The organism is Moorena sp. SIO4E2, assembly GCF_010671945.1.
GTDB classification, from domain to species: domain Bacteria; phylum Cyanobacteriota; class Cyanobacteriia; order Cyanobacteriales; family Coleofasciculaceae; genus Moorena; species Moorena producens.
This window is the reverse complement of record NZ_JAAHIE010000115.1, coordinates 1-16,509: the sequence shown is the minus strand read 5'-3', so window position 1 is coordinate 16,509 and position 16,509 is coordinate 1. Positions and strand designations below refer to the sequence as shown.

General features: G+C 44.2%; 10 protein-coding genes and 1 pseudogene. All 11 read left to right on the top strand.

What is annotated here, in order from left to right; genetic code table 11:
* A pseudogene (locus F6K37_RS14655) lies at positions 1-563 on the top strand (hemagglutinin); the annotation flags it as partial.
* Positions 553-708, top strand: a complete 156-nt coding sequence (locus F6K37_RS14650) for a hypothetical protein (protein ID WP_287250942.1) — start codon at positions 553-555, stop codon at positions 706-708. The pseudogene F6K37_RS14655 and the gene F6K37_RS14650, both read left to right, overlap by 11 nt.
* Positions 709-864: 156 nt before the next feature.
* The gene (locus tag F6K37_RS14645) at positions 865-1,407 is read left to right on the top strand and encodes a hypothetical protein (RefSeq protein ID WP_287250940.1); all 543 of its coding nucleotides are present in this window, start codon (positions 865-867) and stop codon (positions 1,405-1,407) included.
* A gap of 239 nt (positions 1,408-1,646) precedes the next feature.
* Entirely contained in the window at positions 1,647-2,162 is a 516-nt protein-coding gene (locus F6K37_RS14640; RefSeq protein WP_287250939.1) for a hypothetical protein, read from the top strand.
* A 243-nt stretch (positions 2,163-2,405) separates the two neighbouring features.
* On the top strand, positions 2,406-13,268 hold the full coding sequence (locus tag F6K37_RS14635) for a Calx-beta domain-containing protein (protein ID WP_287250938.1): 10,863 nt from the start codon (positions 2,406-2,408) through the stop codon (positions 13,266-13,268).
* A 58-nt stretch (positions 13,269-13,326) separates the two neighbouring features.
* A complete protein-coding gene (locus tag F6K37_RS14630) occupies positions 13,327-13,560 on the top strand; it encodes a helix-turn-helix domain-containing protein (RefSeq protein WP_287250944.1) in 234 nt (77 codons plus the stop codon).
* Between the two features lie 111 nt (positions 13,561-13,671).
* The gene (locus F6K37_RS14625) at positions 13,672-13,953 is read left to right on the top strand and encodes a hypothetical protein (protein ID WP_287250937.1); all 282 of its coding nucleotides are present in this window, start codon (positions 13,672-13,674) and stop codon (positions 13,951-13,953) included.
* A gap of 4 nt (positions 13,954-13,957) precedes the next feature.
* Entirely contained in the window at positions 13,958-14,224 is a 267-nt protein-coding gene (locus F6K37_RS14620) for a transposase (protein ID WP_287250936.1), read from the top strand.
* 194 nt (positions 14,225-14,418) lie between these two features.
* The gene (locus tag F6K37_RS14615; protein ID WP_287250934.1) at positions 14,419-14,583 is read left to right on the top strand and encodes a hypothetical protein; all 165 of its coding nucleotides are present in this window, start codon (positions 14,419-14,421) and stop codon (positions 14,581-14,583) included.
* Positions 14,584-14,680: 97 nt separating this feature from the next.
* Positions 14,681-14,842 (top strand): hypothetical protein, encoded by a 162-nt coding sequence (locus tag F6K37_RS14610; protein ID WP_287250933.1) that lies wholly within the window; start codon positions 14,681-14,683, stop codon positions 14,840-14,842.
* 259 nt (positions 14,843-15,101) lie between these two features.
* Positions 15,102-15,446, top strand: a complete 345-nt coding sequence (locus F6K37_RS14605; protein ID WP_287250931.1) for a hypothetical protein — start codon at positions 15,102-15,104, stop codon at positions 15,444-15,446.
* The last annotated feature ends 1,063 nt before the right edge of the window (positions 15,447-16,509 follow it).

Below are 16,509 nucleotides of genomic sequence, written 5' to 3'. Positions count from 1 at the left end.
TTGATTTGGCTCGCAGTAAAGCCCGCCCCCATAGTCTCTACAGCAAATTTCCCCTCAAGCTGACTAACTTCGTCTATCTCGACCCTGCTCAACCCGATAGCAAGCCTCAAGGGTATCTTACTGTGAAGACTCCCTTGGGCAGTGGTTCTATGCCCGACAGTGGCTTTGGTTTTAACTTCGAGTTTAATTTGGGTAGTCTGGGGGCATTGTCGGGATCGGCTCAGTTTGTGGTTAATCTGTTGATTATCTGGGAACCGAATCAGGATGGTTCCCAGGAAAAAGCCACAACTTTTGTAGGATTGAGGCTACCGGGAATTGGTGGGGATGTGCTCGGTTTTCCTCTCCAAAGTGTACTGAAGCTGTCCTTCAAGACGGTGGAATTACTGGTTGATTCCACTAGCACTTCTGGTACAGCTTACTTGTTGAAAATTAAGAAGGTTGCCCTTAAGTTTTTTGTCCTCTCATTTCCCCCCAGTGGACAAACCGAAATTGTTATCTTTGGCAATCCTGATGCCACGGATAGTAATGATGCTGTTGGCTGGTATGCGGCCTATGCCAAGTAACTACAGCTATCTGGTGGCGCGTCCGCCACCAAACCTTAATGTCCAACTATTAAAAGCAACGTCAGCTATCAGCTATCAGCTATCAGCTATCAGCTATCAGCTAATGCGCACGCTACGCGAACAGCTTTTGAATAAAATAAGCTGACCACTAACTACTGACCACTAACTACTGACCACTAACTACTGACCACTAACTACTGACCACTGATCACTGACCGCTGACCGCTGACGGCTGACGGCTGAATGCTTACAAAGCAACTAACCAATAGGTGGAATTTAATTTAGATAAACAGGAGATAATATGGCAGAGGATAAAATCCCCAATTATGAACAGATTAACAATATCCCAACCTTTATGGAGGAAGTCGATAATACCTATAGCATTACTGAAGAATTGCCCATCACCTTATCTGAAAATCATCCATTATCTGATATGTGGGCAAAAACGATTACTGTTACGGAAGGGACATCACCGGATCCTTGTTATACGGCTACTGGATCAATTAATGATGAGTTCCCCTTCAATTTTGCCCAGGATTTTCCCTTTGATATTAAAGATTTCAGTTTTCTAAGCAACCAAGATGTTGCTCCTGAACTGGCAATGAAGTTGAAGATTGATGTCTTCCAACCTATCCCGGAACCTGAAGATAGAAGGGGGATTAAAGTTACCGTATTTTCGGTACCCCAATCGGATGATTATCCCAATGGTGTTATTGTTAAAAAAGGCTTAACCTTTGTGGACGAAAATGGCAATCCTGTGGCTGATGATAATCTATCGACCACAAAGATTCCAGAAGAATCAGTGGTGCCACCGGAAGCTGAAGTTAAGCTCGATCAACTATAGCCTTTGTATCTCGGTTGTAAACACACAAATTGCTGAAAAAGGCAAGAGGCAAGAGGCAAGAGGCAAGAGGCAAGATGGGAAAGATATCCGGAGTTTTATTGCCCAATAAAAAAAATACCTCTTAGGTTTACATATCATTTATATATGATATATAATTCAAGGGTAAATGTCTAATTTATAATTGTTGTTGTAAATTGATAGTTGTTGAAACTAAATATTTTTGAATAAGGAGCAAAAAAATGTCAGAAACTAAAGTATTTTTTGGTGTTTCTCTAGAACTGGCAGGTAAGACAATTTCCCTAGAACCTAAAAATGCCATTACTGAGCTGAAAGAAAAGGGAATTGAAGTTGAACTTCCGGCAGGGGAGAGAGTCTACCTTGGTACGGTTGGTACCTCTCTTGGTAGTATTATGGGGAATCTAGGTATCGCAAGCGAAGAGGCTGATTTTATAGTGGACGAAGATAAGGCTCGCGAATCAAATGGCACACTGAAAGAAGGAGCGATCGATCCGAATTTCTTGCCCGATATAGCTGTCTTACAGGATGCTGCTAATCTCCTTCTAGAAGCAGGTTTATATGTGGATGAATTTCATGTCAGAATACCCGGTGCCGCCACAAATGGAACAGTAGCCAAAGACAAGACAGCTTACACTGTTGGACTATCAGCAGAATGGCAAGATGATGCCGGTCAATTAATAGATGGATTAGACCTCAAATTAAGGGGGATCTATTTCAAAGTTAGTAATGAAGAATAGCGATAATTTATAGCAATTCTCAGAGTGATGAGGACAAAGGTTATCCCTTTAAGGCAATAGGCAATAGGCAATAGGCAATAGGCAATAGTCAAGAGGTTTTGAAGGGAATTGGTGTCAAATAATACTGTACTCATAAATTCGAGAAAAGCTATATCAGTTATCAGCTAATGGCTGATAACTGACCACTGAACGCTAACTTTCGACAATTCCATTTTTGCCTCCTAATCTTTTCTGAATCGAGCTATGACTGCAATAGTGCAAAGAACAACCAGTGTTAGCTTTGGTATGGTCTCCGAGCTAACCGTTGCTGGTGAAACCGTCAATTTGATCCTGGAGAAAATTGAAGACCGCAACGTAACGGTTTATCAGGGCGGTATGATTGCTGGACAGCGACTTTATGTCGTGGCGCTTTTGGAAGAACTGATTCCAGAATTAGATGCACCAGACTCGATTCAGAACTTAGCCATTACCAAAATGGCGGTGGAATTGCGACCAGATAAAGGGGCATTTTCTTTTGAGGCTGCTATTGAAAATGCCTGGTCGATTACCCTCGATTCGGGGCCAACCTTATCCATCCAACAGCTTGCTCTGTCAGTGTCGTCGGTCAAATCTTCTGGCTCAACCAATGGGAGTCAACAGAATACGGCAGAATCCCTCTCCCAGCAGCGAAAGCTGTCATTTGAGGGGCTTTTTGAGTTATTTGGGGGCGAATTTGCGGTTAAGGTCGCCCATCAATTTTCCTCACAGAATGGAAACATTGCCAGTCAGTGGGCATTTTCTGCCACTGCTGAAAATATTAGTATTACCGAAGTCATCAAAGCCTTTGGATTTTCCCAAGATAAACTTGATGAGTATGGGTTGCGGGATTTAGTAGTTTCCTTGGCATTTGCGCTACAACAAACCCGCTATCAAGACAGTAGTACCCAAATCGTCGAATCCCGCTATACCTTCACCGGATCCATGGATTGGGATACTGGCATTGCCTTAGTGCCAGGGGAAGAAACCCTGCAAATCCAAGCAGCGATTGAAATTGCCAAAACCTCCAGTCAGGGATCAGGGGGAACCTCTACGACCCTAAAAGGCGCGATCGCAGGAACGGTCAAAGCCTCGATTCCCTTTTTCGATACCTTACAACTCTCGGTTATCTATACCTTTAGCCAAACCAGTAGCACCTCTAGCTCTGGTCGTTCATCCCAAGCCCTGGCAAATCGTACCGGTGAGTTAATTTTCCAACTCCAAATCAGTACCCTGTTGTTGAGCGCAGTGTACACCAATATCAATAATCGTAAACTGTTGCGGTTTAGCGTTAGTTTGGTCAGTGGAAAGAATCCCACTATTGGTGACCTGATTGCCTATATTGTCAGCGTCTATGACTCCAGCATTATTGAGTTTGAACTGGATCCACCCTGGGATGAATTTGCTAAACAAGAGATAGCGCTAGATAAGTTTAGTCTGGAGATAGACCTAACTGAGAAATCCATCACCATTTCCTACAAGGCTACCTTGAATGTCTTGATTGCTAAGGTATCCAATGTGGGGCTGTCTTACCAGTTTGGCACCAAGACATCTCAGGTCAGTACCCAACAAAATAATGCTAGAACAGCATCCAATAAAAAAATAGCGATCGCAGTAGACTTAAGTATTCCCGGACAACCCAAAAAGCGAGTTCAGTGGGACCCAGTCAATGAGAATCCCCCAGAAGTGCCCAGCACTAAAGCCCCGATCTTCGAGCTGAAGTTCCTGGCTTTGGGACAACGGGTTGCCTTCGCACCAGAAATTGTGCAACAAGCTCGTACTATTGAGCAATTCACCACGGTGATGCGCCAAACCTTGGTACCCCTTCCTCCCATTAAACGGCGGCAAAATCCCCTCACAGCTCTGCAACAGTCTTTACCCTCAGCCGTAAGTTCTGACCCCAGTCAACCGATTCAATTTTCAGGTCAGCCAATACAGTTTAGTGCAGAAAGTGGGTGGTTAATTGGTGCCCAATTTGTGATTTTGGGTTCCATTGAGATCAGTGTAATTTTCAACGACCCCTTTATCTATGGGCTGCGCATTAGCTTGTCGGGACCCCCGGTACAAAGTTTTGCTGGATTTGAATTTGAAATCCTCTATCGCCGCATTAGTGATACTGTCGGGGTCTATCGCAGTGAGCTGGTTTTACCAGACACCATGCGCTATATCGACTTTGGTGCTGTTCATATTACCCTGCCAGTGGTTGCCATTGAAATCTATACCAATGGAGACTTTGGTATCGATGTGGGCTTCCCTTGGGGTGGTGACTTTTCCAGATCTATTGCTGTTAATGTCGGCATCTTTTTAGGATTAGGGGGCTTCTATTTCAATAAACTGAGTGCAGAAACAGCCACCAGTGTTCCCGACATTGTTAGTGGCACCTTTGACCCGGTATTAGAATTTGGCATTGGCTTGCAGGTCGGGTTGGGGAAAATTATCAACAAAGGTCCTCTGCGCGCAGAATTCAGCATTACCATGCAGGGCCTTTTGCAAGGGGTGTTTGCTACCTATAATCCCACCGATACTAATGAGAAAAAGGCCACCTATTACCGAATTCAGGGTGGTGTAGCCATTGTTGGTCGCATCTATGGTGTGGTGGACTTTAAAGTGATTCAGGTTGATGTAGAAGTCCTGGTTAAAGTTGCGGTGCTGTTTGTGGTGGAGGTATACAAAGCTATTCAGGTGGCTCTGGTGGCTAAGGTTTCTGTCAAAGCATCGATCAAGGTTGGCTTTGTCCGGATCAGATTTAAGTTTAAATTGACCGTCCGGGAGCAATTTGTCCTCGGTTCAGATAGCACACCACCCTGGCAACTCGCTGCTGTATCTGGGGGAGCCATGGCTCCCCCAGATCCAGTATTTACTGCCCGTGCTCAAACCCTGCGTCCCTCTATGCAGAAAAATGCTAGGGCTAATCGCTCCTTTGCTTTTGCTAAAGCCCAGGCCACTAGTAGCACAGGGACAGTTACAAATGCCACTACTACAAATGTCACTACTGAAACATCTGGTGGACGGTCATTGCGATGGGATGATGGCACAACGGGAATTAAGCTAGACCCCTCCGACGAGAAGCTTCCCCTCGATATTTATTTTCAACCGTCCTTTACGAAGACCGAAACAGGAGTAAGTGGTATCGGGTTATTGTTTATGGAAAACTCGATTCCTCTAGACGATAGCAATAGCACTAATGCGAATAGTAAGACAGCTAATGATACGGACTTTGATAAGTTAGTTAAAGCCCTATTCAAATGGGTGATTTATGCCTATTTATCAGATAGTGAGCGTAATGCTTTAAATATCGACACAAGTGCTGTTAATGTTGATGATCAAGTCTTAACGTTGGAATTGTTAGAAGATGTTTATACCCTATTCGTTAACTACTTAGAGGAAGAACCGGCGGATGAGTTTTGGGCACCCCTGATTCGATTCTTGTCTACCAATTTTATCTTTGATATCACCGACCGCCCCATCGATGATGATACGGAAATTAGTGGTACCATTTTCCCGATGTTTCCTCAACTTGAGATGGAACTCAAGGATGGTGCTGATACTATTCTCAATACCGTTGATTTTGATAGTACGAAATATTCTCCCGATCAAATCAAGGCGATTCAAACTTATTTTCAATCCTCCAACTATAACCATAACCAGAGCACAGAAGAAGTCCTGGGACAAATACCGACCAACAATGCATCCGCCGAGTTAGCGATCGCTGAACTTTTATTTATTGACTACTTCACCTTAATTATTCGTTCTGCGGTGCAGCTTGGCATCGATCATGTCAGGGATAAACAAGAGGGGGTTGATGAAAATGGCACGATTACCCTAGGCACTTTATTAACTAATTTCAATGGTGGTGAGTCGTTCCAATCCTTAGCGGGAATGACCTCACGATTCTTGTTGCATGGATTGCGATTACCCATGCTTAAAGATAGCACTACAACCATTGATGGACAACAAGCTGCTTATCTTGCTACAGGACAACAATTTACTGTCACAGTCACGCGGACTGTTTCCGGAACAGACAGGGATAGTGAGACAGTAACCATTACCCCCAATGAAATCCGGTTATTTAAACCCGATACTTTGACCTGGATTCGACTAATTGATGATCCAAGTGAGAACAGCGATAGTGCAACCTTAACTCCTGAACTTAATTACCCTTTCCCTGATACTGGTACCTACAACACCATTACACTGATTCAGCAGCTTGATGAGGCAGAAACCAGTGGAATTTTGCCCACAACTCCTCCAACACTGCTGGAGTTTTACAATCCCACGAACCAGCAATACACTATTCGCCAAAAAATCAATGCAACTAGCAATAATCTGCTGTGGGAACTTCCTTCTGGGTTATGTGATTATCTCAAGTCTACGTCTGCTCAGAGAAGCTTAACCCTTTTCTACAATCAGCAGTCAGTTCAAGATGGGGAAACTTTAGATACTGCGGAGGGGGAAACTTTAGATACTGCGGAGATTGAAGCAGGATATACCTGGGCAACTAAATTAACCTTGGAAATCCGCCAAGTCTCGACCTCAGATGGGAGCGGATTTTTGCCGACCGTATACGCTATTGAACGGATTGAAACGGCTAGTCGGCAATTGCTGCAAGATATTCTGACCGCAAACGTAACTCCTACAACCTTGACCTTGTTGTATTTGGATGACAGTGGTGACTCTAAAGTTCTGACCCGTGATGGCAGTGCTGACGTCTTGATGCTGAAGACGAATTTATCCCTAGACTCTGGGGATAACCGTACTGTGACACTAGACTTGCCTACGACTTTCCTACCATTCCTAACACTGGTACAGGAAAGCACTGTTGTAAATAGTGAAGGCTATTACCTCAACTATAGCTATGAGCAAAAGGGCTTACCAGATTCTCTGTTTGCTGATGGGGACACGGCTCAGGTCACTCTGTTAATGACCTTTAGCAGCACTCCCGCTAGCTATCACAACTGCCTTGAGATTCCATCTGATCATTCCCAGTTTAGTACACTCAATGATGAGGTCAGCGAAATTTTTGCCACCAGTAGTGAAACCATTGATGTGTTAAGGATTCCGGCAGGAAATCTTGGTTTTAGACTGACCCGTACTGCCATTGAACCTCAAGACAATGATACTGCGACCGATGAGATTCAAAACCTCTATCAGCTTTTGAGTTATCAGCTGCCCAGTACAATTGAAGCTGAGGAGGAAACCGGGCAAGACCGTCTACCGATCGGACCGATTGAAGAGGATGAGGATGATACAACATGGGTCTATGAAAAAGTCTTGCCGGTTTATGCTTTAACTACCGCCGCCAACACAGCATCCCAAGCATTACCGGAAATTCTCAAGGATACCCTCAATCCCTATTACGGTATTGGAGATACCTTTAAGTTAGATTTTCGCTGGCAAGATATCTATGGCAATCGTTTGGGAAGCGATGGGAACTTTGCTGAAGGTATTAGCCAAAAATTAGGTTATTTCGACCCGATTTTCGGAATCAATCAATGGCCATCGGTGGGTGAAAGCTATCAGATCACCAGCAAGGATGATAAGACTGCTAATTTGATTCTGGAGTTGGTGTTAGACCAATCTAAATATATTCCCACTCCTGGAAATCTTTTCACTGAGGCACTGGATCAGATTAAAACTGACCGCGCCACCTATCAACAAATTTACTATCAGGTTCATGACTCGAACTTAACCTTTACGGTGATTACATCGGTGATTCCCAGCGGTGACCAGGAGTTGACTGATACCCAGCGTGCTGCCTTCACGGGCTTTGTGGATAATGTCTATAAGTATTTGGTCACGTTGGAATATCTCCAGGAATTTACCTATACAGTTGCTGGTAACAGTGAAGACCTGGAATCGGTTGCTAATCAATATAGGTGTGATATTGGAGATTTAGGGGATAGTAATAGTGCAGTTAGTGGTATTTTCAGCAGTGGTCAAAGTATTCAGATTCCTGTAGGTATTCGGGTTGAGTCAACCAACAGCTTAAATAAGATCGCAACCAAGCTCAACAAAGATTACGGCACTGAAAGTGACAAAGTTGAGGAAATTGTCACCGAATATGCAAAAACGGCGGATTTATTAGCGGTTGGTGGGATTATTACTTATACTGGTAATTTGGTAAACTATACCGTTCAAGATGGGGATACCTTCGAGTCGATTGCGATCGCACAACTCGCCCTAGAGGAAGACCAGCTGATCGAACCCAACCTACAAACCATTGCTCAAGGGTTAGATACCACTGAAAGCTTAACCAATGGTGTCCTGATCAAGGGTCTAGAATCATCCCACGTCAACAATTACGTTACCCTAAACGCCACCCTAGAAGAAATTGCCTATGGGGTATTGCAGCTGGAAAATGCTGACCTGGATCTGGAGTTTGACCAGATCCTGACCGACCGTATCAATGAGATTATTGCAGAGAATGAATCCACGGTATTGCTGGCAGGGGTTACGGTTTCAGCCTTGGATATCACAACCCAGGATGACGAGACTTTGGAAACTCTTCAAAATCGTCTGTCAGAAGACCAGGATCTGGTTGAGGCCATTCGTGGTCTGGAAATTTTCCCCACGGACACAACATTAACGGTCACGGTGACCAAGAAAGATGAAGCAACACCAACTCCGTTTAATGTAGAGATCAAGGTGATTACTGAAAAGAGTTGGATTGCGATCGCTGCAGCATTCCCCAATAACAATAGTTTAGAAACTACTGAAACGGTGATTACTGCCAATGCCCAACGCCAGGATTTACTGGTGGCAGGTTCGACAATAAAAATCACAATGGCCAATAGTAGCCTTGATTACACCATCCAGGCTCAGGATAGTCTATATCACATTGCCCTTAACCAGTTTGTCGCCACTAATGATGTTAGCTCTATGGATGTGCTGAAATCGGGCATTGTTGCTGAAGTGGGTGCCCTGGAGTATACCATTACTGACGCAATTCTGCCCGAACGGAAGACCCTGGCTTACCTAACTCAGCAGCTTCATCTACAAACCAACCTTCATCGCACGGTTTTGGAAACGGTACAAGCAGTGGGCAATATCAGTGATATTCTGACTGAGTCTACGATCGATAGTCAATTAGTTGTGGTTGCTGCTGCTGTCAGCGATATGAGTGGGTTATTTGGTACAGAGGATGTGATCCTGGCTGACGTGCTGTTGAACTACACTGTCACCAGTGGGGATAGCTTCGACCAAATGATTGCTATTGCTGCTGCCCATGATAGTCAAATTATTACCGATCAAACCACAGCAGGGGATATTGCTCTTCAAACTCCCACTTTAGCCTTAGAGTCCGGGGCAACTCTCTACATTCCGGATCGCTTTACCCTGGATACCTCTTCTGCACAGAACCCTGACTATCTAGCAGTGGTACAATTCACAGATCAAACCACATCCCTGAGTACCTTAACCAGTACCATGGGAACGGAAATTACCCCAGCAGCCGTAGCGGTGGCTAACCAAACCCTGGCAGGACTCTTGAGTGGCAATACTGCTATCGATGTCCGTCCGGTTTTGGCATCCCTGACTAAGATTAGTTACAACAGTGACGATACAGTAAATAGCGACTTAAAACGGTTAGCGGCTTTCATCGATAGTCAAACTATCCAGACCGGAACCGATGAAACCTTCTACACCCTCACCTCTGGATGGGCGCAAACCCTGGTTAACTTCAAAAATAATATTGTAGGCGACGCCAGTCAAACCCAGCAAAGCATTGGGAATAATATTGTAGGCGACGCCAGTCAAGCCCAGCAAAGCATTGGGGCGGTCAATGCTATTTATGAGCAACTGGAGAACTTGGAAGGGGCAAATCGCATTGCGTTACGGGCCTTACTTGATCCCAATGATAGTGAATCTTCCTTGAGTATCTTGAAAGCAACACTGCTGGATGCTGAAGGAAACCTTAAATCCCAATTCGAGCCATCAACGGTTCATACTCAACCTGAAACCTTGGATGTGCCGGATGCGATCGCTAATATCGAAACTGCCCATGGTCAACCCGATGATCAGGTATTGATCGACACCTTAAAGGACTCATTGGAGATTATTCATCGCATGTATGACTTCAGTTGTCTGAAAACAGCGGTGGATCTGTTAGAAAAGCGTACGCAACGCCCCCTAACTGTGGCAGAAGTAGCAGAGGCGCTCCAAAATGAATCGGTTCTGATTAAGGCCAATCAGAATTGGATTGTTCCCCCAGCAGTAGCTAGCACAACGGTTGATCTCACCTTCCGGGATAACAATAATAGTCTTCTGTATCCAACGGATTTACTTTTCCCGGTCACCGTACAGCTGGAAATGCGACGCAACCAGGATTTGATGCATTCCGACGATGTGTGTGAAAAGGAGATGGATTGCTATGTGTCTGAAGCTGAGGTAGTATCAGCCTATTTTGCCCCCAAAACCGTTGTGCTGACCAGCTCCTCCGATGATGAAAATGCTGAGTTTAGTGAACGCCTGGCCTCCCTTGACCCCTTTGCCAAGGCATTTGAGCAAGCACTACCTAACTTAAAGCTAGCAGTGGGGAGGGATGCTGGGAATATTGATAATGCTAATCCTCAAAACAGTGATACCCTGTGGGCAGTTCATCTGGGGGATACCGGGATTAGTTACGATATCAAAGAGGATTTCCCCTACTTCTTTTCCGCTGCGCCTTTGAGCAATACCTTAATGTCAGGGGAAGTAAACCTTTACAGCTACACCCAAGAGAATGGACTTGACCAAAGCTCAACAGAAACCGTGCGAGTGGATGCGGTAGACCTGAATGGTTTAGCCCGTAAGTATTTACGTGCTATTGAAGATATCCTGAAACCGGAAACAGCTATCCCTGCAGTGAATGATAGCACTTTAAAGGATCAGCTTAGGCGCATTTTAGATGTCAAAGCAAGTTTGGCCGATTCGATTAGTAAAAATGTGACCCATGTATTGGAGACTTCTGTGGATACAACTTCCGAAGAGTATACTACTCGCCAAACCTTAGCGGTGGAAGCACTCCAAAAGGAATTGCTGACAAATTTAGCGGATGCTTACGACATTGAAACCATTGTTCAATATAACGTGGATGTCGCGATCGCTGATCGCTATCAATGGTCTGATCAAGATATTCCTCGTTTATCTGGGCAACCAGTGATGAACGGGGCTTATTACACCAATCCTGAAAGTACACCCAACTCCACTAGTTCTGACGCAGAAAAGCAAACTCTGCTTCAATCGATAGATTTCACTTTATCTCCAGCTAAAATTTCCCTGAGCGATGCCAACAATGGTAAGTCTACGGTGACCTTTTTCTTCAATACCCAAACGCCTCAGCGTTACGAAGATATTGCGGTTAATCTGAAGTATGAGGTTAATGAGTTGGAATACAATATTAATACTACCAATTCCACCTCCTCTTGGCTCAATTTTATTCAACCTCTCAATGATGAGCCTAATCAAATTGGAGATGTTCAAATTCCCATTCCTTTGCGAGATTTTCCCCTTCCTCCTTCTCTGATTTCCCAAACAGCAATTCCTGACCCCGACAGTTTTGCTGGTGATATTCTCAGTGCTGAGGATATTCGAGACTGGAATTATGTTTTCCTCTATGAACATCCCGATGTGGCTCAAGATACCATTGAATGCCGGATTGAATACAATGGTTCCTCTAAAATAACGATTAATGATGTCTCTTTGGAGGAAGGACAAACTGCAGTTTTCACTGTTACCTTATCTCCTCCCTCTGACAAGACTGTTACTGTAGATTATCAAACCCAGGATGGTACCGCCAAAGCACCGGGAGATTACACGGCAACTAGCGGAACTTTACAATTTGATCCAGGTGAAACCACCAAAGAAATTCGGGTGACAGTCAACAGCGATGATGTTGTTGAAAATAATGAAACCTTTACCCTTGTGCTGAGTTATTCAGTTAATGCAGACATTGCGGACCCAGTGGGTGTTGGCACAATTATTGATACGACTAATACTATTGATCCACTGTTGGATACCCTGGTGCGGTTTAACAATCTATATCCAACCCTAGCCAGTGATCTCAAAGCTTTGGAAACAGGGTTAACCGATCCCAATGACAACGAAAGTACGGTTACCTCTGCCCTCAATGCCTTTGCAACTCTAGCAGAAGAGGTGGCTAGGTCATGGCAAATTTGGCAACCGATTGCGATCGCACAGGCATCTCGCCAGACAGTTCACTACAATATTGATGAAAACCTATCTGCTGACGAAGAAACCAAAACGGTTATCATCACTCCCACTAACAATATTCCCGTTGGTGATCAACAAATCTTAGATATTGAGTTACCAGGGTATGAGTTAAATGATACCAGGCAGAACGATGTAACCACTAACTCCCCCACAGTACCTTACACCACCATTGAGTATGATTTCACCAAATTGCTTGATGCAACTGGGGTAGAAACCTTTGGGGAGTCGGCATTACCAGATCGTAAGGTGACTGTGACTAATTTGGATGTGTTGGACTATCAAAATGCCTGGGGTGCTATCCGTCTCGCCCGCAATAAAAATTTGATTGATGGCAAGGAAACTAATGCTGCTTTCATCTTCCAGACTCCTGAAGTAAGGTTTAAGAACCGGATTACTCCTCTAATTGTTAATGATAAGCGTTGGGATATTGCCGACCTGGGCGATTCCAGAAGTAAAACCTTGACACAGCATCTGGAAGAGTTATTCAAAGTCTTGCTGCCAGCTGTCATTAACCGTCCTTATGATATTCGGATTAGCTGTCAGTATGCCTTTGCTTTAGCTAGCAACACTAACGAAGAGGAACTGTTAGCTTCCTTACCTGTTCTACTAACTCCTCGATTTACGGTTCAAAAGTCTGGGGATTCCACGGATATGTTAGGAGTTACTCAAGACCTGCGAAAAAATATTGTCCAGGAAATTAAGAATTGGCAGAGTCAGAAAAACCCCAATCAAAGCAGGGGACGATATCTGTTTAGTTTTAGTTTCTTTTCCAATCCAGAAAATGTGAGTAGTACCGAGAATCCTAACTTGCCTTTGTTAACGGTGGAAAACTTGAATCTTTTGCTTACAGATGTTGTTATACCAAATGATTCTGAAGAATAATGAGATATGATGGAATATAAGTTGACCCAGAAATATTCTCATGACTCTGGAATAATTAATAGCTAGCAATCGGGATCCTAGAGAGCTAAAGCGAGCTTTAGCTGTCAAAATGCGAATTCAAGGACTCAAGCACCGAGAAATCCAAGCAGTGTTGGGAGTTCAATCGAGCTATATTAGTCGTTGGGAAAAACGCTATCGAGAGGAAGGATGTTCTGGCCTGACCTTACGGCATAAAGGTAGCTCAGGTTACTTGAGTCCTTCACAATCGTTTTGCTGTCATAAACTGGATTAAACAAGAAACACAAAGAAATCTTTGGGAATTAGTTGACCATGAAGAACCACGTTTATGGATTTGTTTATCGGTCTTTGCAAAGCTATTACGACTTACGTGTATAGTGCGGGGATGAGTTGGCATCAGGGTAAAAAAGCGATGCAGCGCGGTCTTGGGGGTTTCCCCCATGAGCGACTGCATCAAGACAAAGTCCCAAGTATGATAAATCTGTGGTCGAGGAGCACAACAATCATGATTAGTGATTGGCTCGAAGAGAATCACGAAGAAATCCAAAAGGGAAAAATCCGGGTATTTTCTTTAGATGAATGTCATGTTTGTGCAGGGGATATTTGTGGTTATGGGTGGGGAGATCGTAAAGAAAGACGAGAGGTAGATAAGCGCAAATTATCGTGATTTAATGACTTACTATGGGGCATTAGACTGTGTCAGTGGAGAAGTTATACTCAGTCGTTATAAAAAAGCTAACAGTTTGTCAACAATTGATTTCATAAAACATCTGCAAAGGCGGAGTGAAGGGGCAAAAATTGTTTTAGTCTGGGATGGAGCCAGTTATCACCGTTCCCAGGAGTTTCGGGATTTTATTGCACAAGTTAATACTGATAAACAGTGGAATATTCACTGTCTACGCTTTGCTCAGGCGCGCACCATCAGAAAATCCAATTGAGAACATTTGGGGGCAGGCTAAAAAAGTATTACAACAGATGCATCAACGGTGTTGTTCGCGTAGCGTGACCAAAGGTCAATCTTTCAAGCTCACCAAGAAATTATTTGAATTGTTTATTGAATATCGGTTATTTACTATGCCTAATTTAGGAAGTTATGAAGCTTTCTCCATTATCATTTAGGAGTAGTATATTATTGAGGAATAGTCAGCATCAGCTATCAGCGGTCAGCTATCAGCTAGATGGCACAGGCTTTGGCCTTGGCCTTTTGGCCTTTTGGCCACGCTACGCGAACGGCCACGCTACGCGAATGGCCACGCTGTGCGAACGACGCTGTGACCTAACGTACCGCATAAGCTGAATGCTGAATGCTGAATGCTAAATGCTTACCTCCGTGATCCCTGCTCCCTAAAAACCCAGAACGAAAGTACCTAACTGAAGTGCAAACCGCTGTAGTCATGAGCGATATTGCTTATGCTTTTAAGGCAAGAGGAATCCCGCCTAACACCCCAGGGCTGTTTCATTGTCGGGTAGAGCTGTTGACAACAATGGTGATCGCTGTGATGTCAAATGCCAGCGGTCACTCGATTACACCGATAAACCGAGATTGCCCGATGTAAATATAGAATACAGGCAGCTTAAGAGGTTCCACTGGGGCAATCAGGATTTTGGTTACCCCCACTAAAAAAACTGAAAGTTCCGGAACCTAGCTATATCCTTAAACTCTCCTTCAAGCTCTTTAGAAGAGTCAAAAGAGATATCTAAAATATTTGTCAAACTTCCGGAATCATTTTTCAAGTATCTGTAGAGAGAAATAAGACAACCGCAGAATGTAAAGCAACGGTTGCCTTGTTTCTCTTCAATGCAAAAAAAAATAATATGTTGACTTACAGAAAAGTCCTAGCTTTCCAAATCGAAATTAAATCCGAAATCCACCGATGTGTAGACGAGATAGAAAGGATTGACAAAAAGGGCACGGAAACCGACAAGCAAATACTAGACCGGGCAACCTTAGTCAGGGAACTTAAGGTATTGAACAGAATAAAACAAAACGAGTTCTTTGATGTAGAGGAACTAAAGGTAACTAACAACCCAAGACGTCCTGGCGTAGCTTATTTAATGTGGGAGAAAGAGAGGGAACGAAGGTTGGCTAGTTGCCACTCAAGAGGTACGTCCTTGAGGGCTAAAACAGATGTTTCCTGGTACATGTCTTATGACGGGTAGCTAGAACGCCAATCAGGGAAAGCGATCCCTTTTTAATCAACTCAACTTGTCAGTATGAGCAACCTAGGAAGAATTGAACTTATTTAAAAAGAGCCTAGAATACCTTTCTAGAGAATTTTGCGGAACCACGACATTGATCCAGAACTGAAGTTACCCCGTTCATTTGTACTACTATGATAGTTAAAAGCTCTCCCCATAAGGGATATAGCGATTGAGCAAAAAAATTGTGTACCCATGTTGGTTCTTGAAGTATGTCTGCAATTGGAATATAATCCAACTATAGGCACTGGTCGCATTTTTATTTGAGAACCAAATCGCTTCTTGATGCAAAGCGCGAGTGGGGGAAACCACGCCAGTTGCTCATGGGGGAGACCCCCAAGACCGCACTGGCTCCCCAAGACCGCGCTGCATCGCTCAAACGCCCTTCAGCTAAACGTTGTGATCATTCTCAAGAAGACTGTACCCAGTAGCAATAAGTACCGACAAGCCTAGGAACGCCACAGAGCTTGGGATTGAGGTTTCGAGTAGTTCAAACTTTGGGGGAACTTCAGTTAAGAGTTTTGTTCCCCCCAGAATTGGGGGGCTAGGGGGGCGGAATCATACCCAGAATCAGCAACGCCCAATTCTCATCAGGAGTGAGCGATATTGCTTATGCTTTTAAGGCAAGAGGAATCCCCCGTAACACCCCAGGGCTGTTTCATTCTCAATTTTTCGGTTGGCTGAAGCTCCTGAGTGGGTGGGGTTTCGCCCTGAAATCCCCCAAGCCAAAAACCCTTATAACTACGTTCAAGGTCAGCCCCACAGACAAAACTAAAAGCTTTACCCTGTAAGGCTTACAGAGATTTGGAGTAGGTAATTAATTCTGTGTAGGTGCTTATATGGCACTACCCATTTAGATGTTTAACATTGTCTTGATGCAGTCCCTCATGGGGGGAACCCCCAAGACCGCGCTGCCTCGCCAAGACCGCGCTGCATAGCTCCTAAACTGCAAAACTTAGTCATAGCTGACTTCTGACTTCTGACTTCTGACTTCTGACTTCTGACTTCTGACTTGCGCGTAGCA